Source organism: Microbacterium sp. Ld4 (assembly GCF_045066555.1).
Classification (GTDB): Bacteria; Actinomycetota; Actinomycetes; order Actinomycetales; family Microbacteriaceae; genus Microbacterium.
In genome coordinates, this window is the sequence record NZ_JBISHE010000013.1 from 227,050 (window position 1) to 251,994 (window position 24,945).

Sequence of the window (24,945 nt, forward strand, 5' to 3'; positions counted from 1 at the left end):
ATCGTCCGTTTCGATGAGGGAGGCCGAGGCGCCTCGAGATCACTCTCCGCGGGGTAGAGGACCGTTTCTGTCCGCTTCTCGGCCAGGATGGGAGCATGGCGACCTCGAATCGCGTCCTGACGCTGCTGTCGGTGCTGCAGTCGCCCCGCGACTGGGGCGGGCAGGAGCTCGCCGACCGGCTCGGGGTCACCGTGCGGACTGTCCGCCGCGACATCGACCGCCTGCGAGAACTCGGGTACGCGATCGACGCGGCGAAGGGCCCGTACGGCGGGTACCGCCTCGCCGCCGGATCGGACCTTCCGCCCCTTCTGTTCGACGAGGAGCAGGCCGTCGCGATCTCGGTCGCTCTGCAGAACGCGCCCGCCGCCGGTGTCGACATCGACGACGCCGCCCGACGCGCCCTCGCAACTGTGCGCCAGGTCATGCCCTCTCACCTGCGACACCGCGTCGAGGGCATCGCGTTCGCATCCCGGGCGTCGGAGACGAAGATCGCGCCGTCGGTGCTCGAGGCGGTCAGCGCGGCCGTTCGCGAGAGGCGCGTGCTCCGCTTCGACTACGGCGAGTCGCAGAGCGGCCCGGCCCGTCGCGCCGAACCTCACGCCGTGATCGCGCGCGACGGGCGGTGGTACGTCGTCGCCTGGGATCTCGGCGTCGCCGAGTGGCGGATCCTCCGGCTCGATCGCATCCACCCGCGCAGTGCCGGCGGGGCGCCGTTCGCCCCTCGTGGCATCCCCACCGGCGATGCCACGACGTTCGTCGCCGCACGCTTCAAAGGATCGGATGCCGCCGACGCGTGGCCGGTGACGGGCGAGCTGATCCTCCCGCTCCCCGCCAGCGCCATCGCCCCCTGGTCGGACGACGCCGTCCTCGAGGAGCTGTCCGACGACGCCTGCCGAGTCCGTGTCGGGTCGTGGTCGTGGGCGGGCGTGCTCGCGTGGGCGGCGCGGTTCGATTGCGACTTCGACATCGTCGGACCGCCCGCGCTCGCCGAGGCGGCGGTGCGTGCCGCCCAGCGCCTGAACGACGCGACGGCAGAGCGGGACGGCATCCGCTAGACTGTGGAGGTTGTCCGTCTGCGCCCATGCGCAATCAGTACGGACACGTGCATCAACCCTCCTGATGCCGGGAACCGCCCGGCATCCGTTCTAGTCCGAAGGAGGTGGGTTAGTGACGCACATCCACCAGTACGAACTCATGGTCATCCTCGACCCCGAGATCGACGAGCGCCAGGTCGCTCCCAAGCTCGATGGATTCCTGAAGGTCATCACCGCAGACGGTGGCTCGATCGACAACGTCGACGTCTGGGGCAAGCGCCGCCTTGCATACGAGATCCAGAAGAAGAACGAGGGCATTTACGCCGTCGTCAACTTCACCGCCACCAGTGCAGCCACCGACGAGCTCGACCGTCAGCTCAAGCTGAACGAGCAGATCATGCGCACCAAGGTGCTCCGTGCCGAGGAAGCGTTCGCTCAGGTCGCTGCCGAGAAGGAGCGCGCTGACGCCAAGGCTGCCCGCAAGGCTGCGAAGGCGTAACGCTCATGGCCGGCGAGACCATCATCACGGTCGTGGGAAACCTCACGGCAGACCCCGAGCTGCGCTACACGCAGAACGGTCTGCCCGTCGCGAACTTCACGATCGCGTCGACGCCCCGCAGCTTCGACCGTCAGGCGAACGAGTGGAAGGACGGCGAAGCGCTGTTCATGCGCGCGTCGGTCTGGCGCGAGTTCGCTGAGCACGTGGCCGGCTCGCTCACCAAGGGCATGCGGGTCGTCGCGACCGGCCGCCTGAAGCAGCGCTCTTACCAGGACCGCGAAGGCAACAACCGCACCGCTATCGAGCTGGAGGTCGACGAGATCGGCCCCTCGCTTCGCTACGCGACTGCCCAGGTCACCCGCGCCGCTTCCAGCGGTGGCAGTGGCGGCGGCGGTGGCGGAAGCTTCGGTGGCGGCGGCGGTGCACCGCAGTCGCGTCCGCAGGTTCAGCAGGACGAGCCCTGGGCCACGCCCGGGACCTCTGCTCCTGACGCCTGGAGCGCGCCCGGGACGAGCTACGGCGACGACACCCCGTTCTGATTCGTATTCCGGATGCTGCCCGCAGCGGCATCCGACACATCTCTTAAGGAAGACACATGGCTGGAAAGGCAACCGGCGATCGCCGCAAGCCGCGGAAGGGCGCGAAGAACGCCGCTCCCGCAAAGGCGATCCGCGTCGGCGTCATCGACTACAAGGACGTCGCAACACTTCGCAAGTTCATCTCGGAGCGTGGGAAGATCCGCGCCCGTCGTATCACCGGAGTCTCGGTGCAGGAGCAGCGTCTGATCGCCAAGGCGATCAAGAACGCCCGTGAAATGGCGCTCCTGCCCTACGCCGGCGCTGGCCGGTAAGGAGCACCGACATGGCAAAGCTGATTCTCACGAACGAGGTCACCGGGCTCGGTAGCGCCGGAGACGTCATCGAGGTCAAGAACGGGTACGCCCGTAACTACCTCATCCCCCAGGGCTTCGCAGTGGCCTGGAGCCGCGGTGGCGAGAAGCAGGTGGCGTCGATTCGCGCCGCTCGCGAGTCGCGCGCGATCCACGACCACGAAGAGGCCGTGGCCCTCAAGAACACGCTCGAGTCGAACGTCGTGAAGCTGGCCGTCAAGGCCGGCAACGAGGGACGCCTCTTCGGTTCGGTCAAGACCGCCGACGTGGCTGACGCCGTCAAGGCCGCCGGTTTCGGCGATCTCGACAAGCGCAAGATCCACATCACCTCGCCGATCAAGGCCGTGGGCGAGCACGAGGCGACGATCCGCCTCCGTGACGACCTCACCGCCGTGATCACGCTTCAGGTGGTCGCCGCCAAGTAATCCTGGCGACGCACGCTCAGATGCCGCAGACCTTCGGGTCTGCGGCATCTGTCGTCGGTGCGGGCGGCCGGGTCCGCCGCATCCCGTGCGCAGACACGCCGACCGGCGGATGCCACGGGTGCGAGCCCCGCGGCATCCGCCGATTCAGGCGAGACAGCCGGGCGTCAGGCGACGCTACGGCGGCGGGCGATCAGGAGAGCGCCTGCGACGATGAACGCCGCGGCCGTGGCCGGCAGCCACACGGTGGCCGTGCCGCCGGTCTCCGCCAGGGTCGCCGTCGCCTCGATCACCGGGGTTCCCGATGCCACGGGCGTGACGACCGCGCCCGAGCCGGCCGGCTCAGGAGCGACCGACGGTGCGGTGCCGGGGGTGGTGCCGGGGTTGGTTCCGGGGGTCGTGCCGGGGTCGGTCCCCGGGTCGGTGCCCGGCGTGGTGCCCGGGTCGGTCCCAGGGTCGGTGCCGGGGTTGGTTCCGGGCGTGGTGCCCGGGTCGGTCCCAGGATCGGTGCCGGGCGTGGTGCCCGGGTCGGTGCCGGGCGTGGTGCCGGGCGTGGTGCCGGGGTTGGTTCCGGGCGTGGTGCCCGGGTCGGTTCCGGGGTTGGTTCCGGGCGTGGTGCCCGGGTCGGTTCCGGGGTCGGTGCCCGGCGTGGTGCCGGGGTCGGTGCCGGGGGTGCTTGTCGTGCTGTCCTCGATCACCGAGATCGCGGTGTCACCGATGGTGATCGGAAGGGCGATCGGCAGCAGGATCTGCGTCCCGCTTCCGATGCCGCCCTCTCCGGAGGTGACAGGAGCGGTCGGAAGGCCGATGGGCGCGCTGCCCGCAGACCCCGCCCCGGTCGTGCTGCTGTCGCCGATCACGGAGACGGCGGTGTTGCCGACGGTGACGGGGAGGGTGATCGGCGCGACGACCTGGGTGCCGGAGGCAATCCCGTCGCTACCGCTGGTCGACGGTCCCGTGATGGCGGGAGCGGCCGGGGCGGGCACCGGCGTGGTGCCAGTGCTGGTGGTGCTGCTGTCGCCGATGACGGACACGGCGGTGTTGCCGACGGTGACGGGCGCCGTCACGGGTGCGACGACCTGGGTGCCGGAGGCGGCGCCGTCGGTTCCGCTGGTCGACGGTCCCGTGATGGCGGGAGCGGCCGGGGCGGGCACCGGCGTGGTGCCGCTGCTGGTGGTGCTGCTGTCGCCGATGACGGACACGGCGGTGTTGCCGACGGTGACCGGGGCGGTCACAGGTGCGACGACCTGGGTGCCGGAGGCGACGCCGTCCGTTCCATCCGTCGACGGTGCGGCAGGAGCCGGAGCAGGGGCAGGAGCCGGCGCGGGCGCTGCAGGTGCGGCATCCGAGGTGCTGCTGTCTCCGATGACGGCGACGGCCACATCCTTCACGGTGACCGGCACGCTGACGTCGATGAGCGCTTGCGTCCCCGAGGCGACGCCGTCTGACCCGCTCGTCGATGCCGATCCCGGTGACGGCGCCGGAGCGGTGGCGGGCGCATCGGCACCGGTGGACGAGGCGTCACCCACGAGAGCGACCGCGACGTCCTGGATGTCGACGGGCACGTCGACGCTCAGAAGGGTCTGGGTGCCCGAGAGCAGCCCGTCCTCTCCGGAGGTCGTCGCGTCGGCAGCCTGTGCGGCTGCGGCGCCGAAGAGCGTGATGCCTCCGGCGAGAAGCGTGCCCCACAGGGCGCGCGAAACCATGGTCTTCATTGTTCTCTCCTTGTTGACGTGATGACGACGCAGAGTGCGTCAGTGCGCGTATGAGCGCGGATGCCGTGCCGCAACGGAGCGGCGAGGGCGTCGTCAGTCGGGAGAGACGTCGGTGTCGAAGAAGGGCGCCGTCGCGGCGTCGTCGTCACTCGGGAGTCCACGCCGCACCCAGGCACGGTGCGCGGCAAGGAACCCGAGTGGCACGACGGCGCTCACGCCGAGAAGCCCTCCGGAGGCGGAACTGAAGGCGGTGGCCGGCGAAGACGACGGCGAGCCCAGCAGGGGAAGATCGGATGCCGGCGAGTCGGAGCCACCGCGCACGGCGTCCTCCGCTGCAGTCGGCGCTGCAATCGATGCGGACACGGCATCGGTGGCGGCGAACACAGAGATGCCCGTGGGCATCGCCGAGCTCAGAACCGCACCGCCGGTGAGTCCCGCGGACGCGAGGAGCACCGGAGCAGCAGGGGGATTCGCGCTCGGGGTGGCGGGGTCGCCGGTGGGGACGGGCGGAACGGTGGTGGGGAGGGACGGAACGCCCGGTGCACCCGGCTCCTCGGACGGGAGGGAAACGGCACCACCGACGGGTTCGAGAACTCCGACGATGGGCGCGAGGACGGGGTCCGTGATCTCCCCGACGGGAGCGATCACGGCTTCTGTGGCGGGCTCCAAGGCCTCTGCGACGGGCGAGATGACCGGGGTGACCACGCCGGTCACAGGAGGCAGCACGGCGCTGGTGATGGGCGCCACGACGGTGTCGACCACGGGCGTGACGACCGCGGTCACGACGGGTGCGACGACCTTATCGGTGACCGGTGCGACGACCTGGTCGACCACGGGGGTGACGACCTTGTCGACGACGGGTGCGACGACCGGCGAGACGACCTCGTCGACGACGGGTGCGACGAGCTCGTCGACGACAGGGGCGACGACCTGGTCGACGACGGGTGCAACGACCTTCTCCGCGACCGGTGCGAGCACCTTTTCTGCAACGGGCGCGACAACCTTCTCGGCGACGGGTTCGACCACGGTTCTCGCGACAGGGGCGACCACCTTGTCCGCCGCAGGGGCGACGATTTCGTCCGCAACCGGCGCGACGACCTTCTTCGCCACGGGCGCGACGACCTTGGTCGTGACGGGCGCGACGACCTTGGTTGTGAGGGGTTCGACCACACGGTCGCCCACCTGAGACACCACCGATGTCAGTGAGCCGAGCACCCCGGCATCCGAATCGTCACCGTCATGGGCGTGCACGGGACTCGACGCGAACACGGCGACGAAGGCGCCCCAGATCAGCGCGCAGCCGACTCCAGCAAGAGTCATGCCGAGAGAGCGGGGGCGGGGTCGAGTCGCGGCGCGGTTCACAGGTCACCTCCTCCATGAGGATGTCATTCGGGGCGCGTGCCGGTGTCGGCCGCGTCTGCGGGGTGCCTGGAGCCCCCACCATAGCGATGGCATAGAAAGCCCACAAGACCCGTATTCGGCGGCCCCGGTGCAGGCGACGCGCGCGGCCGAGATTCTCATTTGACAACCGGCCGTCTTTACACATGTACGGCCTCGACCACAAACCTTCACGCGCTACTTGAACCGCATAAGTTCTCCACAGGGTGTGGAAACGCAAACCCCTGATAAGAAACAAATACGGCGCACAATACTCGCTGCCCACTCCAAGTTGTACACAGGTGCTGTACACAGGCGCGACGGCGTTTCACGCAGTCTGTCCACAGAGTTATCCACAGGGCTGTTTGCGTGTGTCGGACCCCGTCCCTAACGTGTCCGAAGGCTGTCCAGCAGGCCGGGGAAGAGGGGCTATATGTCGATCGCGGAGATTTCTGACGACCGCATCGGCGGACGCCGAGAGCCCGAACGCACCCCTCCGCACGACATGCTCGCCGAGCAGAGCGCGCTCGGCGGAATGATGCTGTCGAAGGATGCCGTCGCTGACGTCATCGAGACGTTGCGGGGCACTGACTTCTACGTGCCCAAGCACGAGTTGATCTTCGAGGCCATCCTCACCCTCTACTCGCACGGTGAGCCCACCGATGTGGTCGCGGTCACCGACGAGCTCATCAAGTCGGGTGATCTGCAGCGCTCGGGTGGGGCCGACTACCTGCACTCGCTGACGTCGATCGTGCCCACCGCGGCGAACGCGGGCTATTACGCCTCGATCGTCAGCGAGCGGGCGCTTCTGCGCCGCCTGGTCGAGGCCGGAACGCGCATCGTTCAGATGGGGTACAACGGCCAGGGCGAAGCGCTCGACCTGGTCAACAACGCGCAGGCCGAGATCTACTCGGTCACAGGCGCCGAGCAGTCCGAGGACTACGTCCCCCTCCAGGTCGCCGTCGACGCCGCTGTCGAGGAGATCGAGGCCGCTCGCGGCCGCGACGGCCAGATGACCGGCATCCCCACCGGGTTCGCCGGACTCGACCAGCTCACCAACGGTCTCCACGGTGGCCAGATGATCGTCGTCGCCGCTCGACCCGCCATGGGTAAGTCGACGCTCGCGCTCGACTTCGCCCGCGCCGCCGCGATCAAGCACAACCGGCCCACCGTCTTCTTCTCTCTCGAGATGGGCCGCAGCGAGATCGCCATGCGCCTCATGAGCGCCGAGGGCGCGGTGCCGCTGCAGAGCATGCGCAAGGGCATGCTCGACTCCCGCGACTGGACGACGATCGCGGCGACCCGCGGCCGCATCAACGACGCGCCCCTCTACATCGATGACAGCCCGAACATGACGCTCGTCGAGATCCGTGCGAAGTGTCGTCGACTCAAGCAGCGCGTGGGCCTCGAGATGGTCGTCATCGACTATCTGCAGCTCATGACGAGCGGCAAGCGCGTCGAGTCGCGTCAGCAGGAGGTCTCTGAGTTCTCCCGTGCGCTGAAGCTCCTCGCCAAAGAGATCGGCGTGCCCGTCATCGCCCTGTCGCAGCTGAACCGTGGACCTGAGCAGCGCGCCGACAAGAAGCCCGCGATCAGCGACCTCCGCGAGTCGGGCTCGATCGAGCAGGATGCCGACATGGTCATCCTCCTGCACCGCGAATCGGCCTACGAGAAGGACAGCCCCCGCGCCGGCGAAGCCGACCTCATCGTCGCGAAGCACCGAAACGGCCCCACCGACACGGTGACCGTCGCGTTCCAGGGGCACTTCTCCCGCTTCACCGACATGGCCGTCGGAATGGACTGATTCCCCCCCGCGGGCACGTCTGCCAGGATCGCCCCATGATGACGACTCGGGCCGGCGGCTCCGCACCTTCGGCTCCTACGTCCGCGGAGTCCCCGACGCCGGTTCGCCGTCGCCGGCGTCGCGTCGCGCTGATCGGTGCGATCATCGTCGTCGCGGCGCTGACGGGCCTCGCTGTGTGGCAGGTGGTCGCCCAGACGGCGGTGGGCGGCATCCGCATCGTCTACGACGCGGCCCCGGTGCGGTGCGTCGGTGGCGCGGTGTCGACCGATCCGGGTGTTGATGCGCCGGTGAGCCCTGACGATCCCGATCCCGGGGTGTACTTCGATGACGAGTTCCAGAATCTTCGGGTGGACCTCGTCGGCGGGGTGACCTGTGGAATCCGGATGCACGTCACCAACGACGGCTGGACTGACGTGGAGATCACGACCATCGGGGTGCCGGGGATGGCTGCCGACGCGCTGTGGCCTGTGCGCGCCGTGATGGTCACCCCGAACGGGCAGACGCGACTCGACGATGCTGATCGCGATGCGCGCTTCTCCATCGAGGGGATTTCCGTCGCCGCCGGAGAAAGGGCGTCGTTCACCGTCATCGTCGAGTACGACGGGTCGAAGTCAGCGAACATGTCATCGTGCAGCTCTTGGACGCCCGCTGCCCCCTACGCTCTCGTCTCGGCGGCGGGTGTCGAGAAGACGGTGATGTCGCCGGAGGAGTTCACGGTTCAGTACCGCGCGGGCACGGCCGACGACTGCGACGGCTGAGGCGCCGCTGTGCCGGTGCGTGCCCCTTCCGCGCCGCCTGCCGCGCACGTACGCTGACCCGGTGTTCACCGTGACCGAGAGCGTCGACATCGATCGGCCCGCCGCCGACGTGTTCGCGTTCCTCACCGACGGAGCGAACCGGCCACGGTGGGATTCGACCGTCGTCTCCGAGACGCTCACCTCGCCCGCGCCGGTTCAGGTCGGTACGACGCTCCACACTCGGATGCGGGCCCTCGGCCGCGAGGTCGCCTTCGACTGGCGCGTGACCGAGCATCTCGCCGGGCGCCGGATGGCGGTTGAGAGCACGTCGGGCATCATCGCGACCTCGTCGGTGCTCACCTTCGCCGATCGCATGCCGGCCGGCACCCGGGTGACCGTCCACATCGAGGCGTCGCCCTCCGGCATCATGCGGCTCGCCGAGCCCATGATCGCCGAGTCGGTGCGCACGACGCTCGGCACCTCCCTGGCCCGCGCGAAGCGGCTGCTCGAGGACGAGGCGGGCTGAGCCGGCTCAGCCCGCGTGGACGACCCGGATCCCCGCGGCCACGAGCGCCTCAGCCGTCGGGTGAGCGGGGCCGACATCGGTGATGATCCCGGCGACCTCGTCCAGCCCGACGACACCGTAGCGTGAGGCGGCGCCGATCTTCTCCTCGCTCCCGAGCACGAACGTCTCGGCCGCGCGTGACGCGAAGATGCGCTTCATCGCGGCATCCTCCGAATCTCCGGTCGTCAATCCCGCAGTTGGATGGATGCCGGTCACCCCGAGGAAGAACAGGTCGGCCGAGACCCGGCCCGCGGCCTCGGCGGCGGCCGCGCCCCCGCTCACCATCGAATGCTTCGACAGCATCCCGCCGATGAGCAGCACGTCGGCCTCATGGGCGATCAGCGCCGCGGCGATCGTCGGGCTGTGCGTGATGAGGGTGCCGCGGAAAGTCGTCGGCAGGGCGCGCACCAGCTCGAGCGCGGTCGTGCCGCCGTCGACGATCACGGTCGCCCCCGGCGGAACGAGCGCGACGGCGGATGCCGCGACCCGGCGCTTGCTCTCCACCCCGACGTCGGTGCGCGCCGCGTAGTCGGCGACGGCGGGGGAGGCGGGCAGAGCGCCGCCGTAGACCCGAACCGCCAGGCCCGCCGCGTCGAGCTCACGCAGATCGCGACGGATGCTGTCCTCGGACAGGCCAAGCTCCACGGCGATGTCCTTCGCCACGATGCGCCCGTCGCGGCGCAACCGGTCGAGCAGAAGATCTTTGCGCGCAGCCGCCAACATGCCCACTCCTTCACGTTTGTTCACGTTTGTTCACGTTCGTGCTTATTGTAGCCGTATGACGACACCACTGCTCATTCTCATCGCCGGCCCCTACGCCTCCGGAACCGGCGGCGACCCCGACCTCATGGCGGCGAACCTCCGCCGACTCGAAGAGGCCGCCTGGCCGATCTTCCGGGCCGGCCACATCCCGATGATCGGCGAGTGGGTGGCCCTGCCCGTGCTCGCAAGCGCCGGTGCCACCGGGCCCACCGACCCCCTCGCGACGGAGGTCATGTACCCGACGGCCGACCGCCTGCTGCAGCACTGCGACGCGGTGCTCCGCCTTCCCGGCGAGTCGAAGGGCGCCGACCAGGACGTCGCGATCGCGACCGAACGGGGCCTGCCCGTCTACCGTTCGCTCGCGGAGGTTCCGGGCGTCGCCGAGCTCCCTGTCGACGTGCGCCGCTGACGGTCGCGCGGCGGCATCCGCGACCCGCTCACCTGTCGCGCTTCGCGCCGCGCCACCGCCACCACATGACGTGATAGTCGCCCTGCTCGACGGCGTAGATCCGGCCGCAGACGGTGCACTCGCATTCGTATGTCATCGACCATCCGGGGGCGCTCGTCGAGAGGATGCGGACGTGGCCGTCCTTCTCTTCGCGGGTCGGGTCGCGGTGGTCGGGACCGGGATAGTCCTGGCACCAGCACAGACCCTGGCCGCGATGCTCGAGCTTCTCGAGCGCGTAGCGCACGTTGGCCGAATTGGGTCGCAGCATGCCGCCGAGGTCGAGGTTCTCCGTCGCCGCCCGGATGCGGGCGATATGCGGGACGAGCGGATCGACGAGCGCTGGATCGCGGCTGCCGAGAACCTGCCACGTCGCGTGCAGAACGCGGCTCGTCTCACCGGACAAGAAGTCCTCGAGAAGCGTCGTGGTCATGCGGAATGCCTCCTCAGTGATCGCTCGGCCACCATCATCGCGCCGCCGCGTGTCCGCGCCTCACTTCACGAGCGGGCGAACCGTCGTGAAGCCGCCGTCGACGGGGATCACCTGACCGGTGATGCGGGAGGCATCCGTCGACAGCAGCCAGTCCATCACCGCCGCGACGTCGTCGGCGCTCTGCACTCCGCCGAGCGGATACTGCTTCTCGGCGCCCTCGCGCTGCACCGGCACCTTCAGCATGCCCGCCGTCATCGGCGTGTCCGTCATCCCCGGGGCGACCGCGTTGACCCGGATGCCGCGCGCGGCGTAGGTCGCGGCGGCGCTCCGGACGAGCGCCTCGACGCCGCCCTTCGCCGCGGCGATCGCTTCGTGGTTCGCGACCCCGATCCGGGCGACGACCGAGCTCGCGAACACCGCGGCTCCGGGCTGCTTTCCTGTCGCCTCGAGCCAGGCCTGCAGAATCCAGATGCTGCTCTCGAGGTTCACCCGGAGGATGTCGCGTGCGTCTTCGGCCTTGGTCCGGTGTAGCGGCGTGATGAGCGTGCTGCCCACCGCGTGCGCGAGCCACGCCGGCGCGTCACCGAGCTCCGACCGGCACCCCTCGAGCGCCGCGGCGGCGCCCTCGGGTGTGGTCACGTCGGCGTCGATGTGGGCGTCCGCGTCGACGGCGGCGAGGGAGGCGGCATCCCGCCCCACGGCGGCCACCCGCAGGCCCCGCGCGCGGAGCCGCGCCACGAGCACGCTGCCGACGCCGCCACGGGCACCGGTCACGAGGGCGATCTCGGTCGAGGTCATGGTCTCTCCTTGCTCAGGCGTGCGAAGCGGCGAGGTCGCCGCGACGGATGGAGTCGGCGCGGTCACGGATGGCGACGATCTCGTCGTCGTCGAGACGCGCGACGTTGCGCACCTGCAGGGCCATCCGGTGGTTGCCCGCCAGGGTGCGCTCGTGCCGCACGAGGAAGTCCCAGTACAGGGTCGTGAACGGGCAGGCGTCGTCGCCCGTGCGCTGCGCGGGGTCGAACCGGCAGGTGCGGCAGTGGGGGCTCATGCGGTCGATGTACTTTCCGGTCGCCGCGTACGGCTTGCTGCCCATCAGGCCCCCGTCGGCGAACTGGCTCATGCCGAGCGTGTTCGGAAGCTCGACCCACTCGACCGCGTCGACGTACACGGCGAGATACCAGGCGTGCACCTCCGTGGGGTCGACGCCGAGGAGCATGGCGTACAGGCCCGTCACCATCAGCCGCTGGATGTGATGCGCGTACCCGTTGTCGAGCGTCGTGCCGATGGCATCCTTCAGGCAGGCCATGGGGGTGTCGCCCGTCCAGTACCAATCCGGCAGCGGCTCCGCGGCTTCGAGAGCATTGCGGTGCGCGTACCCCGGCATCTGCGTCCAGTAGACGCCGCGCACGTACTCGCGCCAGCCGAGCACCTGGCGGATGAACCCCTCGGCCGCGGGGAGCGGCACCGCCCCGGCACGGTAGGCGGCTTCGGCTGCCGCCACCACTTCGCGCGGATGCAGCAGCTTCAGGTTCATCGACGACGAGAGGTGCGCGTGCCAGAGCCAGGGCTCGCCCGGCCACATCGCGTCCTGCGTCTCGCCGAACCAGGGGAGGCGCTCGGCGATGAACAGGTCGAGCGCCTCGAGCGCCTGCGCACGGGTCACCGGCCAGGCGAAGCTCTCGAGTCGCCCGGGATGGTCGGCGAAACGTTCGCCCACCAGGCACAGCACCTCGCGGGTGATGTCGTCGGGCGGAAAGGTCGAGCGCGGCGGCACGAGCCCGGGCCCCTGACGGGGAAACGGCTTGCGGTTCTCGGCGTCGTAGTTCCACGCGCCGCCCTCGGGCTGGTCGCGGCCGGTCATCAGGATGCCGTGTCGTCGCCGCATCTCACGGTAGAAGTACTCCATCCGCAGTGACGCGCGGCCGTCCGCGTGAGCGGCGAACTCGCGCACGGTGCAGAAGAAGTGGCGGTCTTCGCGCACGTCGAGGTCGAGCCCTGCCGCCGCGGCGGTCTCGCGCATCGCCTGCAGTACGCGCCACTCGCCGGGCGCCGTCATGATCAGGCGATCGGGGCGCAGCCGCTCGAGGTCTGCGGCGAGCTGGGCGCCGAGGCTGCCGCGGTTGCCGGCGTCGTCGAGCGCGGTGTAGTGGACGGTGCGGCCGCCCGCGCGAAGGTGCGCGGCGAAGTGCCGCATCGCGGTGAGGAAGAGCGCGGTGCGCTGCACGCTGCTCCACACGTGCGTGGACTCTTCGGCGACCTCCGCCATCCAGACGCCGTCGAGGTCGGGGTCGAAGCCGTCGAATCCGCTCGCGTCGGCATCGAGCTGGTCGCCCAGCACGATGATCAGGTTCCGCACCACGGGCTCAGCGTATGCGGACCGGCCATCGCGCCCCACGGGTTGTCGCGGGGCGTTCCACCCGCTAGCGATCTGCCCGCGGCATCCCGACCCGCATTAGCATTCGAGGCATGTCGACGTCAGCTGTCATCGTGGATGCTGTCCGAACCCCGCTCGCCAAGGGCAAGCCCGGCGGTGCGTACGCCGGCGTCCACCCGGTTGAGCTCCATGCGACCGCGCTCCGAGCCCTCGTGGGTCGCACCGGGATCGATCCGGCCGTCGTGGACGACGTCATCAGCGGGGCGGTCGGTCAGGTCGGCGAGCAGTCGGGCAACACCGCGCGCTGGGCGCTGCTCGCGGCAGGCTTTCCCGAATCGGTGCCGGGAGTCACCGTCGACCGGCAGTGCGGGTCGAGCCAGCAGGCCCTGCACTTCGTGGCGCAGGGAGTGATGGCCGGCGCCTACGACGTCGCGATCGCCTCGGGGATCGAGTCGATGTCGCGCATCCCGATCGGATCCCAGAGCCTCGGGCTCGGCTTCGATGTCGCGGGCCCCTCGGTCGCCGAACGGTACGCTCCGGGCCTCGTCCCGCAGGGGGTCTCCGCCGAGCTGATCGCCGCCCGCTGGGGGTTCTCCCGCGCGCAGCTCGACGATGTCGCGGCGGCATCGCACCACCGGGCCGCGAAGGCGTGGGCAGACGGAGTGTTCGGCCCCGAGGTCGCGGGAGTGAGCGGCATACCGTCCCTGGACGCCGACGAGACGATCCGGCCCGCGACCAGCCCCGAGACCCTCGCCGGTCTGGCGCCCGCGTTCCGGGACGAACGGTGGAGCGAGCGGTTCCCCGAGATCGACTGGAAGGTCACCGCCGGCAACAGCTCGCCCGTCAACGACGGTGCGGCTGCCGTCCTCGTCACCTCTGAGACGGCGGCGGCGCGGCTCGGGCTCACGCCTCGCGCGCGGGTGCATTCGGTCGCCGTCGTCGGCGACGACCCGCTCCTGATGCTGACGGCCATCATCCCCGCGACGGCGAAGGTGCTCGCGCGGGCGGGCCTCCGCATCGACGACATCGACGCCTTCGAGGTCAACGAGGCGTTCGCCTCGGTCGTCCTCGCGTGGCAAGCCGAGACGGGCGCTCCCTGGAGCAAAATCAACGTCCACGGCGGCGCACTCGCCATCGGCCACCCGCTCGGCGCGTCGGGCGCGCGCCTGGCCGCGACCCTGCTGGGGGTCCTCGAGCAGACCGGCGGCCGATACGGCCTGCAGGTGATGTGCGAGGCCGCGGGGCTCGCCAACGCCACGATCATCGAACGGCTCTGAGGGGGAGTGTCGGCGCGGGTTAGGGTCGGAGTGATGATCCTCCGACGCTCCTTCCGCCACACCGTCCGGACCCCGTCATGACCGGCGCGGCACCGGCGCCGTCGATGTACCAGCGCAACGCCCTCGCGCCCGGTCTCATCGCCGCCGCCGCGCTCTTCCTCGCCCCGGCGCTGCTCGGCAGCGACTGGGAGCAGGGCGTGCTGTTCGTCGTCACGATCCTCGCGCTGATCGTCGGCTGGTTCGCGGTTCAGGCGCGGCACTGGTGGTGGGTGCCGGTGTTCGCGGCGATCGCCGTGATCTGGAACCCCATGTTCCCGTTCGGGTTCGAGGGGCCGGTCTGGCTCGGCGCTCAGTTCGCCGCGGCCGTGGCCTTCCTCGCGGCGGGCGCGACGATCAAGATCCTCCGCCCGGGGCCCGGAGCGCGCTGAAGCAACCTAGGTTGACAGTGCGCGGCGTGTCAACGTAGGTTGCTTATGTGACCGAACTGAAGGCCGTCGAAGCAGCGAGCGACACCTCGGACCCCCGCGCGGGGCTCCGCGCAGTGGCATCCCTCCGCACCCTGGCGGACGCTCTCGAACTTCGACAGGTCGAGGCTGCTCTGCGTGCTGGGATGACCTGGCAGGGTGTCGCAGACGCGCTCGGCGTCAGCCGACAAGCCGTCCACAAGAAGTACGCGAAACGCGTCGATGCGTCGATCGACGTCCCCCGGAGGAGATCGAATGGCTAAGTTGTCGACCGTCGTGGCGACCACCCACCGACTGTGGCTCACGTCGATGGAAGAAGTGTCCCGCAGTGGCGGGAAGGATGCCGGTGTCGAACACCTCCTCCTCGCGCTCACGCTCGACGACGGTGACGCCGGTCAGGTGCTCCGGAGCCTCGGTGTCACGATCGAGTCGGCCCGCGAGGCGGTCTCGGCGCAGCATGCCGCGCAGCTCGCGTCGATCGGACTCGACACGACGTCACCCGCGCCGGGCAAGATCTCCTTCGACGGGGCGACCGGATACGAATGGACCGATGCCGCACAGAAGGTGCTCTCTCGCGCCGCTGCGCGCCGCGAGACGGGTGACACCGGGGCCGTGCTCCGCGCGCTGCTCGTCGAACCGAGCGGCTTCGTCGAGCACGTGCTCGAACGCATCGGCACGTCGGCGGATGCCGTCGCCGAACGGCTCGATCAGGCGGCTCCGCTCCCGGCGTCGGTCAGCCCGCGCCGCTCCGATCCGCTGTCACGGTCGACGACCGCATTCGTCCCGGCATCCATCGACGCGACGTGGGCGCTGATCTCAGACCCGCGCCGGCTCGGCGAGTGGGACCCGACCGTCCACTCGGTCGAGGAAGGGCCGTCGGGCACCTGGGTCAGCACCGAAGCGGCGGACGACGCCGGTGGGCGCAGCCGAGAGCTCGGGCCGATGCACGTCACGGTCGAGGCCGACCCCGCGCAGCAGATCGCGAGGTGGACCTTCTCCTGGCCGGCAGCGCGCCGGGCGAACCGTCGTCACGTCGTCTTCGCGCTCGAGCCCGCCGCCGCCGGCACCATGCTGCGCATCGACGCCAAGTGGGAGCGCCGGTCACCGCACCCGCACCCGCGCCGTCGACGGATCGCCATGGCGCTGCTGCGTCCGGTCTTCCGCGGTCTGCTGTGGGTTCAGGTGACGCGCATCGGCTCGTCCGTCAGCGCAGCGCTGCGGGGTTGACCCGTCGTCACCGCAGGCTGAGCTGCACCTGCGGGTGCCCGGCGAAGACGTCGAGCACGAGTTCGAAGTAGGTCGGGCCCCGCCCCTGCCTCAGCGCGGTGAGCTGCGCCTCGATGGTGGGGGAGCGGTAGAGATCGGGGCGGGCGAGTTTCGCGCTCAGCCACGCATCGGTCGCGGACGGGCCCAGTGCCGCACGGCTGAGCTCGTGGTCCGCCCACTCCACGCGCACGTCAGCGTCTCCGTCGAGCGCGCCGATGCCTCCGTAGAGAAGATCGTCGAGGGCGTCGAGACTCTCGCCGAGGCGCCAGTCCTCGTCGGACATGAAGAGCCGGTTGAGCTCGTCGTAGAACCCGGCGATCCCGTCGACACGGGAACCCTCGATCACATAGACGGCCATGTGCCGCCCTTCGTCGGCTGCCGCCGTGCTGCTCCGAGAAGCAGGGGCCGCACCGTCACGGATACACGTCCGCGTAGAAGGTCGTGGTCGTGGAGCTGTGGACGCTGACCGTCACCGACGTGACGCCCTGACGTGGCGCGGCGCCGTCGCCCACGTCGATGCGGTGCGCGCGTTCGTCGCACGGGATCTCGGTCTGCGTTGCGAGCGCAGACGCCGCGGAGTTCGTCGTCACACTCGCGACGGCCGAATGTCCGCCGAAGCAGAGCACGTCGACCTTGCTCACCGTGCCCGGCTCGTCGAGGGTCAGGGTGATCCCCTCCTGACCCGTCTGCGGCTCGGTCGGCGACGTCATGCCTCCCACGGCCCCGAGGCGACCGGGCGTCCCATCGCGCTCCGCGGTGATCGCCGTCAGCCAGTCCTGGGCCGCCTCGTGATCGACGCTCGCGGGAGCGCATCCCGCAAGCGAGACGATCATGACGCCCACGGCTGCCGCCGCCGCCCGCCTCACGCGATCCATGCCCCGACCCTGACCGAAAGCCGGGCCCTCGCGCAACCCCCGTGCCCGCCGGTTCCGGCCGATCGATACTGGACCCATGCCCCGCGCCACCACTCCCGACCCGAAGACGTGTGCGTCGTGCGGCCGTGAGATGCAGTGGCGGGCGAAGTGGGCGAAGAACTGGAGCGAGGTGCGCTTCTGCTCCGACGGATGCCGGCGCCGCGGCATCCGTCCCGTCGACGAGAAGCTGACCACCGCCATCCGCGAGCTCCTGTCGGCGCGGGCGGCCTCGGCGACGATCTGCCCGTCCGAGGCGGCACGGGCCGTGGGCGGCGAGCACTGGCGTGACCTCATGGAGCCGGCGCGCCGCGCGGCGCGCCGGCTCGTCGCCGACGGTGAGGTCGAGATCACCCAGCGCGGCGTCGTCGTCGACCCCTCCACGGCGCGGGGTCCGATCCGCATCCGACGGGCGCGCTGACGGTGCAGACCTTCGTCCCCTTCGCCGACTTCGCGCGCAGCGCGGCCGCGCTCGACCGGGCCCGGCTCGGCAAGCAGCGCGTCGAGACGCTGCAGGTGATGCGCGCGCTGACGATCCCCGACTACGGCTGGCGGCACCATCCGGTCGTGGCGATGTGGCGCGGTTACCGCCCGGCGCTCATGGTCTACCAGGACGCTTTCGTGGACGAATGGGTCTCGCGCGGATTCGCCGACACGACACGGGCGTCGACCCTCGCGACCCTCGACGAGGTCGCCGACGACGCCGCGGTCTACCGATCCGGTGCGGTGCCGTTGCCGCCGTGGCTCGGACGCGAGGAGGTGCACCGCTCGCACCGGTCGAACCTCGTGCGCAAGGATGCCGAGCACTACAGGTCGCAGGGGTTCACCGAACCGGACGATCTGCCCTACGTCTGGCCGGCCGTCGAGTGACGCCGTTCGTCAGCGGTCGTCGCGCCAGGCGCGGAGTTCGCCGATCAGCGCGGCCTTCCGTGCGTCGCCGGCGAACGATGCGGTGATCGAGTTCTCGGCCAGGGCGGCGAGCTCGTCGAGGTCGAAGCCCATCTCGGCGACGGCGGCGTAGTTGTCGGCGATGTACCCGCCGAAGTACGAGGGATCGTCGGAGTTGACGGTCACGACGACACCCGCGTCGACCAGGGCACGAAGGGGATGCGCGGCGAGATCGGGCACCGCCCGCAGGCGCAGGTTCGACAGCGGGCAGACCGTCAGGGCGATCCGGTTCTCGGCGAGGTGCGCGAGCAGGGCGGGGTCGTCGACGGAGCGGATGCCGTGGTCGATGCGCTCGACACCGAGCAGCCGCAGCGCCTCCCAGACGTACGACGCGGGCGCCTCCTCCCCGGCGTGGGCGACCCGGTGCAGCCCGAGCGCGGCCGCCCGGGTGAAGACGCCCTCGAAGAGCGACGGCGGGTAACCCACCTCGGCGGAGTCGAGCCCGATGCCGAGCAGCTCGTGCGCGCGCGGGGCGATCTCGTCCAGGAGCGACTCGGCGGAGGCGACGGGGTGGTCGCGCACGATGCAGACGATCAGGCCACCGCTGATGCCCCAGCGCTCGCCGGCGACCGCGAAACCGGCGAGGAGTCCGTCGAGCACGGCATCGAGCGGCACGCCGTTGGCGCTGTGCACCTGCGGGTCGAAGAACATCTCGACGTGGCGCACGCCGTCGGCGGCGGCGCGTTCGAAGTAGGCGACGGCGAGGTCGGTGAAGTCCTGCGCTGTCTGCAGCACGGCCATCGCGGCGTAGTACAGATCGAGGAAGGACTGGAGGTCCTCGAAGTCGTACCGGCGGCGGAGATCGTCGACATCGGCGAACGGCAGGGTCACGCCGTTGCGCCCGGCCAGCTCGAAGGCGAGCTCCGGCTCGAGGGTGCCCTCGATGTGGAGGTGCAGTTCGGCCTTCGGGAGGGAGCCGAGGGCGGATGCCGCGCCGCGAGCCGCCGTCACCAGGTCACCGTTCGTGTCATCACGAGAAACCAGCGTACGCATCGCGACCTGGCATCCTGGGGGGATGCCCGTCACCCCCGACCCGATCGACATCACGGTCGACCATGTCGAGCTGGACGGAGCCATCACGCGCGTCACCCGGGTCGAGTCGACGGCCGACGACAGTGCGCGGCCGTTCATCCTCGTGGCGGGAGTGGGGGTCGCGGCCTACTACTTCGAGTTCCTCGCTCCCACCCTCGCCCTCCGGGGCGATGTGTTCGCCCTCGACCTGCCGGGGTTCGCGGGAATGCCGCGGCCGGACAACCAGCCGACGGCGGGCTTCTTCGCCGATCACGTGCAGGCGGTGATCGACCACTACGGCCTCGAGAACCCCGTGCTCATCGGCCACTCCATGGGAACGCAGATCGTGACGGAGCTGCTGATCCGGCGGCCCGACCTCACGCATGCCGTCCTCATCAGCCCCGTGATCAACGACGCCGAGCGCGCGCTGCCGGTCGCGGCGCTGCGCTTCGGCCAATCGGCGGCGCGCGAGTCGCTCCACCTCGCCCTCACGGCGTTCTCCGCCTACCTGCTCTGCGGCGTCGTCTACTTCCTCACGGTGCTGCCGCACATGCTCCGCTATCGCATCGTCGAGCGCGTCGGGCGCACCGAGGCGAAGATCCTCTTCATCCGCGGCGAGTTCGACACCACCTCGCCGAGGCGGTTCCACTCCCGGCTGATCGCGGCCGCGGCGGATGCCTGGCGCTGGGAGATCGAGGGCGCCGCGCACTCGATCATCAACGGTCACGCCGTCGGCGTCGCCGAGTTGACCGTCGGTCACATCGACGGCACCCTCGCGCGCCGGGGACGCCTGTCATCGGCGGAGGCCGCCGTTCCGCCGCCGCGGTGGGCGGGCGCGGCGATGGTCTGGGAGGCGTTCGCGTCACGCGCCGCCGAATGGTTCAGCGCACTCCGCGGCGATGAGAAGGGCGTCGCGCGGGCTAAGGCGCGGCATGCCCGCATCCTGTGGGAGGCCTACGCGCCGAGCGGCGCCTCCGCGCGCGCATCGAACCGCCGCCGATAGCTCGACGGCGTGCAGCCGAACGCCGAGAGGAAGTTCTGCCGCAGCGTGATCGGGCTTCCGAACCCGCAGGCATCCGCGATCTGATCGACGCTCAGATCAGTCGTCTCGAGCAGGCGACGGGTCTCGTCGAGCCGGCGTGAGCGCACCCACGCGGCGGGGGTCGTGCCGGTCGCGGCCCGGAAGGCGCGGACGTACGAGCGCCGGCTCATGTGCGCGTGGGCGGCCAGCCGTTCGACGTCGATCTCCGAGGCCAGGTGGGCGAGCGCCCATTCGAGCGAGTTCGCGATGGGGTCGCCGGTCAGGTTCGCGGGCACGGGCCGCTCGATGTACTGGGCCTGTCCGCCCTCCCGGTGCGGGGCGATGACCAGCGAGCGCGCCACCCGGTTCGCGGCGTCGGCCCCGAGCCGGGATCGGACGATGTGCAGGCAGGCGTCGAGCCCTGATGCGGTGCCGGCCGAGGTGAGCACGTCGCCCAGGTCGAGGTACAGCGCCGACGCGTCGACCGCGATGTCGGGATGCCGCTGGGCGAGCTCATCGACGGCCTGCCAGTGGGTGACGGCGGCCCGGCCTGCCAGGAGGCCCGCGTCGGCCACGAGGATCGCGCCGAGGCAGAGACCCGCGATGAAGGCTCCGCGCTGATGGGCTCCCTGCAGCGCCTGACGGAGGTCGGCGCCGACCTCTCGCCCCCGTCGCTCCCACGCGGGGATGATCACCATGTCGGCGTCGGCGATGGCGGCGAGGCCCTCGACGCCCGCGATCGTGTACCCCTCGGCGGTGCGGATCGATCCGGCGCGATCGGAGAACAGGGTGGTCTCCCACGCCTCGAACCCGTGGCGCTTCACCTCGTCGAAGACGAGCTGCGGCGTCGACACGTGGAACATGGTCGCTCCGTCGAACGCGTAGACGGCGATCTTCATGGCATCCCTTCGATGGCCTGAATCCATCGTATTCCGTCATTCGTGCCAATGGCGATCGGCCCGCCTGCGCACGAAGCTCGAAGAGCGCAGCCGAACCGCTGCGACGACATCCCAGGAGCACCCAGACATGACCACCCCCCGCCGCGCACTGATCCTCGTCGACGTGCAGCAGGACTACTTCTCCGGTCCGCTCGAGATCCAGTTCCCGCCGCACGCCGAGTCGCTGCCTCGCATCACCGCCGCGATCGACGCTGCCACCGCTGCCGGCATCCCCATCGTCGCCGTTCAGCACCGCACCGGCGAGGGGGCGCCGATCTTCGACCCCACGACCGACGGCTACGCGCTCCACCCCGATGTCGCGAGTCGTCTCGGCGCCGGGGTCAAGAGCATCACGAAGCAGTACGGCACGGTCTTCGCGGGCACCGGTCTCGCTGACTGGCTCGCGGCGAACGAGGTCGACACGATCACCCTGGTCGGATACATGACCAACAACTGCATCATCGCCTCGGCGGCCGAGGCGGAGACGCACGGTCTCGCCGCAGAAGTCCTGTCGGATGCCACGGGTGCGATCCACATCGCGAACGCCGCCGGCGCGGTCGACGCGAAGACCGTGCACACGACGCTGATGGCTCTTCTGCACTCGAACTTCGCGTCGGTGACCTCGACGGAGGGGTGGATCGCCGCTGTGACCGCGGGAGCGCCGCTCGAGGGCGACAACCTCGTGCAGTCGGCGGTCGTGGGCGCCGAACGCGCCGACCAGCGATGAACCGGCGGGCTCCGCGGGCAGCCGTCCGACGCGTCATCGACGTCGGCATCCGCATCGCGCGGAGCATGGCCGGCACGCACCGGGCCATCCTCATCGAGCACGACGTGGTCCAGGTCCTGCCCCCGCGCGGGCAGACTGGAAGGTGACAGAAAGAGGCGGGAACCGGATGAAGGTCGTGGTCGTGGGCGGCGTCGCCGGCGGGATGTCGGCGGCCACGCGGCTCCGGCGACTCGACGAGGCGGCGGAGATCGTCGTGTTCGAGCGCGGACCCGAGGTCTCCTACGCGAACTGCGGCCTGCCGTACTACGTCGGCGGCACGATCGAAGACCGATCCTCCCTCCTCCTGCAGACCCCGGCATCCCTGCATCGGCGCTTCCGGCTCGACGTCCGGGTTCGCCACGAGGTGGTCGCCGTCGACAGGGAGCACCGCACGGTGCACGTCGTCGACCTGGACAGTGGCGAGCGGCACTCGGAGAGCTATGACCGGCTGATCCTCGCGGCCGGCGCGCGGCCGCGTCGTGACGAGCCGGCCGGCGGCGTCCCGACGCTGAGTCTCCGCACCGTCGGCGACGCCGACGCCCTCCACGCCGCTCTCGGCCGAGAGGGAACACGGGTCGTCGTCGTGGGCGGCGGGTACACCGGCCTCGAAGCGGTCGAGAATCTCGTCGCTCGCGGGGCGCGCGTGACCCTGCTGCACAGAGGGTCCCACCTGCTGTCGCCGCTCGATCCCGAGATGGCCGCTCCCGTCGCGTCGGCGGTGCGCGCACGGGGCGTCGACGTGCGGCTCGGGGTCACGATCGACCGCGTCGAGGCGGGCGCGGTCGTGCTCAGCGACGGAACGTCGTGCGAGGCCGAGCTCATCGTCGACGCATCGGGCGTCGTGCCCGAGAGCGGCATCGCGGTGGCGGCAGGCCTCCGCATCGGCGAGACCGGCGGGATCTGGGTCGACGAGTCGTGCCGCACGAGCGACCCCGACATCTTCGCGATCGGTGACGGCGCCGAGAAGCGCGACCTCATCGGAGGAGGCGCGGCCCTCGTCACGATGGCGGGCCTCGCGAACCGGCACGGACGCATGGTCGCCGACGTGATCGCCGGTCGCGCCGAGTCGGCTCGGCCCTCACTCGGCACCGGCATCGTCGGCGTCTTCGACCTCGTGGTCGCGAAGGTCGGGTGGAGCGAGGCGCAGCTCCGCGCGGCGGGCCGCGACCACTACGTCGTCCACGTCCACCCGGGCTCGCACGCGGGCTACTACCCCGGCGCCGAACCGCTCGCCATGAAGCTTCTGGCAGATCCGGCATCCGATCGCATCCTCGGAGCGCAGATCGTGGGCCGGGACGGGGTCGACAAGCGCATCGACGTGATCGCGACGGCCATGCATGCCGGTCTTCCGGCGGCAGAGCTCGCGCAGCTCGAGCTCGCCTACGCCCCGCAGTTCGGTTCGGCGAAGGATGCCGTGAACTTCCTCGGCTACGTCGCCGAGAACGCGCGCACCGGAACGACCTCGACGGTGCAGTGGCACGAGCTCGACGCCGCTCAGCACGCGGGCGCGTCGCTGATCGACGTGCGGACGGCGCAGGAGTTCGCCGCCGGAGCGATCGCCGGCGCGGTCAACATCCCGCTCGACGACCTGCGTGATCGCCTGGGCGAGGTGCCGGGCGGCCCGGTCGTCGTGCACTGCCAGGCAGGGCTCCGCGGTCACATCGCGGCCCGCATCTTGACTCAGCACGGGCGTGACGTGCGAAACCTCGACGGCGGATACCTCACCTGGTCGGCCGGGCGCGAGGCGACCCGCACGACGCCGCCGCCGGCGGCGGCGGGCGGCGCCGACCGTTAGTGCATCGAGCGCGGAGGGCAGGGGTCCGCAGCGTGCTCCGCGCTCGGGCAGGATGAGGCGAGCCACCGTTTCGGTGGCGCCATCTCGACAGGGAGAATCCCGTGACCTATGCCCCCGCCCCCCAGCTCGGCAAGCCCGCCGGTGCGGCGCCGCTGTCCCGTCCCCTGTACGGCGCCTCGCTGCCGCAGGCCTTCGCCCGCTTCTGGCAGAAGTACGCCACGTTCTCGGGCCGCGCGAGCCGAAGCGAGTTCTGGTGGTGGCACCTGATCCACGTGCTCGTGATCGTCGCCATCATCGCGTTCATGATCGCCGGCGGGATCGCCGGCGCGACCGTCGACCCCGTGACGGGCAAGAGCGAGCCGGGCTTCCTGCTCGGTGTCGGGACCGCCGTGCTGGTGCTCTGGGAGCTGGTCACCGTCGTGCCCCTGCTCGCGCTCTACTGGCGCCGACTGCACGACGCCGACTTCGCCGGTCCGTTCTACTTCCTCAACCTCATCGCCGGCCTGGGCGGAATCGTCGTGCTGGTGCTCGTCCTGCTGCCCGCCAACCCGCGCGGCGCCCGCTTCGACCGCTGACGCCAGCCGCGGCGCTTCGAGTACTGACCTCAGCCGCGAGGCGGCGCCGGGGCGAGCAGGGCTCGGGCGAGCACCGTCGACCCGGCGACCGCGGCGGGCATCGCGAACACGGCGCCGAGCGGCACGAGAAAGCACAGCTGCGTCGCGACGCCGAAGCCCAGCACGCGCGCCCGGTGGGTGCGGCGGAGGCGTCGGCGAGCCGCGGCATCCAGCCCTCGTGCCGTGAGCGCGCGCGAGGTGAGCTCGTCTGCGAGCAGCCAGCCGGTCAGCGACGCGGCCGTCACCGCGCCGAGCACGCCGCCGACCAGCGGCACGAGGCCGAGGAGCGCCGCGATCAGCGCCGCGACGAGGCCCCGGAGCACGAGGCCGATGCCGTCGCGGATCGAGCGCCAGATCCCGTAGTCGGAGCCGGCGGGCGCATCGCCGAGATCGGTCTCGACCGCGTGCCAGATGCGTTCGTAGAACGGGTCGCCGACCATGAGGGTCAGCGCCGTGAACGACACGACCGCGATCACGATGGCTCCCCCGAGGATGCCGGTGCCGATCGCGAATCGGACGAGGGATGCCGCCAGCGCGGTCCACGAGTCGGCGAACCCCGTCAGGGCGTCGACGATGTCGGTGAGGAAGACCGCGAGAGTGATGAGGGCGGCCAGGAGGACCACCCCGACGATCGCCGCGGGGATGAGGCCGAGGAGCATCGAGCGCGGGGTGCGGCGCCAGTAGCCGAACCCCTGCGCGAGGTCGCGCACGCCGCGGACGAACGAGCCGGCGGCGCGGGTGGGGACAGCGGAATCGGTCATGGACTCATCCTGCCGTGAGCGTGCGAACGTGACGTGGACGCGCTTTACACAACCCGAAATCAGATCGCCGGGCGAAACGCCAGGGGTTGCAGGATCCGCACGAGCAGGCTGAAG

At 70.6% G+C, this 24,945-nt stretch carries 30 protein-coding genes; 19 read left to right on the top strand and 11 right to left on the bottom strand.

The features are described from left to right. The first annotated feature begins 95 nt into the window (after positions 1-95). The 5 genes from ACJJV7_RS11725 (at position 96) to rplI (ending at position 2,847) form a co-directional block, all read left to right on the top strand. A complete protein-coding gene (locus tag ACJJV7_RS11725) occupies positions 96-1,055 on the top strand; it encodes a helix-turn-helix transcriptional regulator (RefSeq protein ID WP_405374525.1) in 960 nt (319 codons plus the stop codon). 112 nt (positions 1,056-1,167) lie between these two features. Continuing rightward, positions 1,168-1,533 (top strand): 30S ribosomal protein S6, encoded by a 366-nt coding sequence (rpsF, locus tag ACJJV7_RS11730; RefSeq protein WP_405374523.1) that lies wholly within the window; start codon positions 1,168-1,170, stop codon positions 1,531-1,533. A gap of 5 nt (positions 1,534-1,538) precedes the next feature. After that, positions 1,539-2,072 (top strand): single-stranded DNA-binding protein, encoded by a 534-nt coding sequence (locus ACJJV7_RS11735; protein WP_405374522.1) that lies wholly within the window; start codon positions 1,539-1,541, stop codon positions 2,070-2,072. A 56-nt stretch (positions 2,073-2,128) separates the two neighbouring features. Continuing rightward, positions 2,129-2,383: a 30S ribosomal protein S18 gene (gene rpsR / locus ACJJV7_RS11740; RefSeq protein ID WP_005054609.1), complete on the top strand. Its 255-nt coding sequence runs from the start codon at positions 2,129-2,131 to the stop codon at positions 2,381-2,383. An 11-nt stretch (positions 2,384-2,394) separates the two neighbouring features. Next, positions 2,395-2,847 (top strand): 50S ribosomal protein L9, encoded by a 453-nt coding sequence (gene rplI / locus ACJJV7_RS11745; protein WP_405374519.1) that lies wholly within the window; start codon positions 2,395-2,397, stop codon positions 2,845-2,847. 164 nt (positions 2,848-3,011) lie between these two features. Here the strand turns inward: rplI and ACJJV7_RS11750 are convergent, their stop codons facing one another. Together ACJJV7_RS11750 and ACJJV7_RS11755 are read right to left on the bottom strand one after the other, a co-directional pair. Next, positions 3,012-4,559 carry an LPXTG cell wall anchor domain-containing protein gene (locus tag ACJJV7_RS11750; protein WP_405374517.1) on the bottom strand — a complete coding sequence of 516 codons (1,548 nt, stop codon included), beginning with the start codon at positions 4,557-4,559 and terminating at the stop codon, positions 3,012-3,014. 93 nt (positions 4,560-4,652) lie between these two features. Next, the gene (locus ACJJV7_RS11755; protein WP_405374515.1) at positions 4,653-5,879 is read right to left on the bottom strand and encodes a hypothetical protein; all 1,227 of its coding nucleotides are present in this window, start codon (positions 5,877-5,879) and stop codon (positions 4,653-4,655) included. 490 nt (positions 5,880-6,369) lie between these two features. Between ACJJV7_RS11755 and dnaB the strand changes: the two genes are divergently transcribed. From dnaB to ACJJV7_RS11770, 3 genes are all read left to right on the top strand, one after another. Beyond that, on the top strand, positions 6,370-7,740 hold the full coding sequence (gene dnaB, locus ACJJV7_RS11760; protein ID WP_405374514.1) for a replicative DNA helicase: 1,371 nt from the start codon (positions 6,370-6,372) through the stop codon (positions 7,738-7,740). A gap of 35 nt (positions 7,741-7,775) precedes the next feature. Continuing rightward, positions 7,776-8,498 (top strand): hypothetical protein, encoded by a 723-nt coding sequence (locus tag ACJJV7_RS11765; RefSeq protein WP_405374512.1) that lies wholly within the window; start codon positions 7,776-7,778, stop codon positions 8,496-8,498. 61 nt (positions 8,499-8,559) lie between these two features. After that, the gene (locus tag ACJJV7_RS11770; RefSeq protein WP_405374511.1) at positions 8,560-9,003 is read left to right on the top strand and encodes an SRPBCC family protein; all 444 of its coding nucleotides are present in this window, start codon (positions 8,560-8,562) and stop codon (positions 9,001-9,003) included. Between the two features lie 6 nt (positions 9,004-9,009). Here the strand turns inward: ACJJV7_RS11770 and ACJJV7_RS11775 are convergent, their stop codons facing one another. Continuing rightward, positions 9,010-9,765 carry a DeoR/GlpR family DNA-binding transcription regulator gene (locus ACJJV7_RS11775; protein WP_405374510.1) on the bottom strand — a complete coding sequence of 252 codons (756 nt, stop codon included), beginning with the start codon at positions 9,763-9,765 and terminating at the stop codon, positions 9,010-9,012. 55 nt (positions 9,766-9,820) lie between these two features. On the opposite strand from ACJJV7_RS11775, the gene ACJJV7_RS11780 reads away from it, so the two are divergent. Next, positions 9,821-10,213 (top strand): DUF4406 domain-containing protein, encoded by a 393-nt coding sequence (locus tag ACJJV7_RS11780; protein WP_405374508.1) that lies wholly within the window; start codon positions 9,821-9,823, stop codon positions 10,211-10,213. 28 nt (positions 10,214-10,241) lie between these two features. Here the strand turns inward: ACJJV7_RS11780 and ACJJV7_RS11785 are convergent, their stop codons facing one another. Genes ACJJV7_RS11785 through ACJJV7_RS11795 form a run of 3 tightly spaced genes read right to left on the bottom strand, consistent with a single transcriptional unit; the run spans position 10,242 to position 13,044 of the window. Further along, positions 10,242-10,682: a hypothetical protein gene (locus ACJJV7_RS11785; protein WP_405374506.1), complete on the bottom strand. Its 441-nt coding sequence runs from the start codon at positions 10,680-10,682 to the stop codon at positions 10,242-10,244. 60 nt (positions 10,683-10,742) lie between these two features. Next, entirely contained in the window at positions 10,743-11,480 is a 738-nt protein-coding gene (locus ACJJV7_RS11790) for an SDR family NAD(P)-dependent oxidoreductase (RefSeq protein ID WP_405374504.1), read from the bottom strand. A 13-nt stretch (positions 11,481-11,493) separates the two neighbouring features. Continuing rightward, complete coding sequence (locus tag ACJJV7_RS11795; RefSeq protein WP_405374502.1) at positions 11,494-13,044, bottom strand: cryptochrome/photolyase family protein; 1,551 nt, start codon at positions 13,042-13,044, stop codon at positions 11,494-11,496. A gap of 107 nt (positions 13,045-13,151) precedes the next feature. Here ACJJV7_RS11795 and ACJJV7_RS11800 point away from each other — a divergent pair, with 107 nt between their 5' ends. The 4 genes from ACJJV7_RS11800 (at position 13,152) to ACJJV7_RS11815 (ending at position 16,027) form a co-directional block, all read left to right on the top strand. Further along, entirely contained in the window at positions 13,152-14,336 is a 1,185-nt protein-coding gene (locus ACJJV7_RS11800) for a thiolase family protein (protein WP_405374500.1), read from the top strand. A 77-nt stretch (positions 14,337-14,413) separates the two neighbouring features. Further along, positions 14,414-14,764 carry a DUF6804 family protein gene (locus ACJJV7_RS11805; RefSeq protein WP_405374498.1) on the top strand — a complete coding sequence of 117 codons (351 nt, stop codon included), beginning with the start codon at positions 14,414-14,416 and terminating at the stop codon, positions 14,762-14,764. 47 nt (positions 14,765-14,811) lie between these two features. After that, positions 14,812-15,063: a hypothetical protein gene (locus ACJJV7_RS11810; protein WP_405374497.1), complete on the top strand. Its 252-nt coding sequence runs from the start codon at positions 14,812-14,814 to the stop codon at positions 15,061-15,063. Beyond that, positions 15,056-16,027, top strand: coding sequence for a Clp protease N-terminal domain-containing protein (locus ACJJV7_RS11815; protein WP_405374496.1), 972 nt, complete (start codon positions 15,056-15,058; stop codon positions 16,025-16,027). Before ACJJV7_RS11810 ends, ACJJV7_RS11815 begins: the two co-directional genes overlap by 8 nt. Positions 16,028-16,034: 7 nt before the next feature. Here ACJJV7_RS11815 and ACJJV7_RS11820 read toward each other — a convergent pair whose 3' ends face one another. Next, positions 16,035-16,424 carry a ribonuclease inhibitor gene (locus ACJJV7_RS11820; protein ID WP_405374494.1) on the bottom strand — a complete coding sequence of 130 codons (390 nt, stop codon included), beginning with the start codon at positions 16,422-16,424 and terminating at the stop codon, positions 16,035-16,037. A 55-nt stretch (positions 16,425-16,479) separates the two neighbouring features. Further along, the gene (locus ACJJV7_RS11825) at positions 16,480-16,941 is read right to left on the bottom strand and encodes a hypothetical protein (protein ID WP_405374492.1); all 462 of its coding nucleotides are present in this window, start codon (positions 16,939-16,941) and stop codon (positions 16,480-16,482) included. 76 nt (positions 16,942-17,017) lie between these two features. On the opposite strand from ACJJV7_RS11825, the gene ACJJV7_RS11830 reads away from it, so the two are divergent. After that, positions 17,018-17,398, top strand: coding sequence for a DUF3253 domain-containing protein (locus tag ACJJV7_RS11830; RefSeq protein ID WP_405374491.1), 381 nt, complete (start codon positions 17,018-17,020; stop codon positions 17,396-17,398). 2 nt (positions 17,399-17,400) lie between these two features. Next, complete coding sequence (locus tag ACJJV7_RS11835) at positions 17,401-17,847, top strand: MSMEG_6728 family protein (RefSeq protein ID WP_405374489.1); 447 nt, start codon at positions 17,401-17,403, stop codon at positions 17,845-17,847. Between the two features lie 9 nt (positions 17,848-17,856). On the opposite strand, the gene ACJJV7_RS11840 is transcribed toward ACJJV7_RS11835, so the two are convergent. Then, positions 17,857-18,876 carry an adenosine deaminase gene (locus tag ACJJV7_RS11840; RefSeq protein ID WP_405374487.1) on the bottom strand — a complete coding sequence of 340 codons (1,020 nt, stop codon included), beginning with the start codon at positions 18,874-18,876 and terminating at the stop codon, positions 17,857-17,859. 64 nt (positions 18,877-18,940) lie between these two features. Here ACJJV7_RS11840 and ACJJV7_RS11845 point away from each other — a divergent pair, with 64 nt between their 5' ends. Beyond that, entirely contained in the window at positions 18,941-19,939 is a 999-nt protein-coding gene (locus ACJJV7_RS11845) for an alpha/beta fold hydrolase (RefSeq protein ID WP_405374485.1), read from the top strand. On the opposite strand, the gene ACJJV7_RS11850 is transcribed toward ACJJV7_RS11845, so the two are convergent. After that, positions 19,891-20,856, bottom strand: a complete 966-nt coding sequence (locus tag ACJJV7_RS11850; RefSeq protein ID WP_405374483.1) for a GlxA family transcriptional regulator — start codon at positions 20,854-20,856, stop codon at positions 19,891-19,893. The two genes, ACJJV7_RS11845 and ACJJV7_RS11850, sit on opposite strands and share 49 nt — an antisense overlap. A 127-nt stretch (positions 20,857-20,983) precedes the next feature. Here ACJJV7_RS11850 and ACJJV7_RS11855 point away from each other — a divergent pair, with 127 nt between their 5' ends. From ACJJV7_RS11855 to ACJJV7_RS11865, 3 genes are all read left to right on the top strand, one after another. Continuing rightward, a complete protein-coding gene (locus ACJJV7_RS11855; RefSeq protein ID WP_405374482.1) occupies positions 20,984-21,622 on the top strand; it encodes an isochorismatase family protein in 639 nt (212 codons plus the stop codon). A gap of 166 nt (positions 21,623-21,788) precedes the next feature. Beyond that, positions 21,789-23,456, top strand: a complete 1,668-nt coding sequence (locus ACJJV7_RS11860) for an FAD-dependent oxidoreductase (RefSeq protein WP_405374480.1) — start codon at positions 21,789-21,791, stop codon at positions 23,454-23,456. A 101-nt stretch (positions 23,457-23,557) separates the two neighbouring features. Next, positions 23,558-24,031: a DUF805 domain-containing protein gene (locus ACJJV7_RS11865; RefSeq protein WP_405374478.1), complete on the top strand. Its 474-nt coding sequence runs from the start codon at positions 23,558-23,560 to the stop codon at positions 24,029-24,031. Between the two features lie 29 nt (positions 24,032-24,060). Here the strand turns inward: ACJJV7_RS11865 and ACJJV7_RS11870 are convergent, their stop codons facing one another. Further along, entirely contained in the window at positions 24,061-24,831 is a 771-nt protein-coding gene (locus tag ACJJV7_RS11870) for an EI24 domain-containing protein (protein ID WP_405374476.1), read from the bottom strand. Between the last annotated feature and the right edge of the window lie 114 nt (positions 24,832-24,945).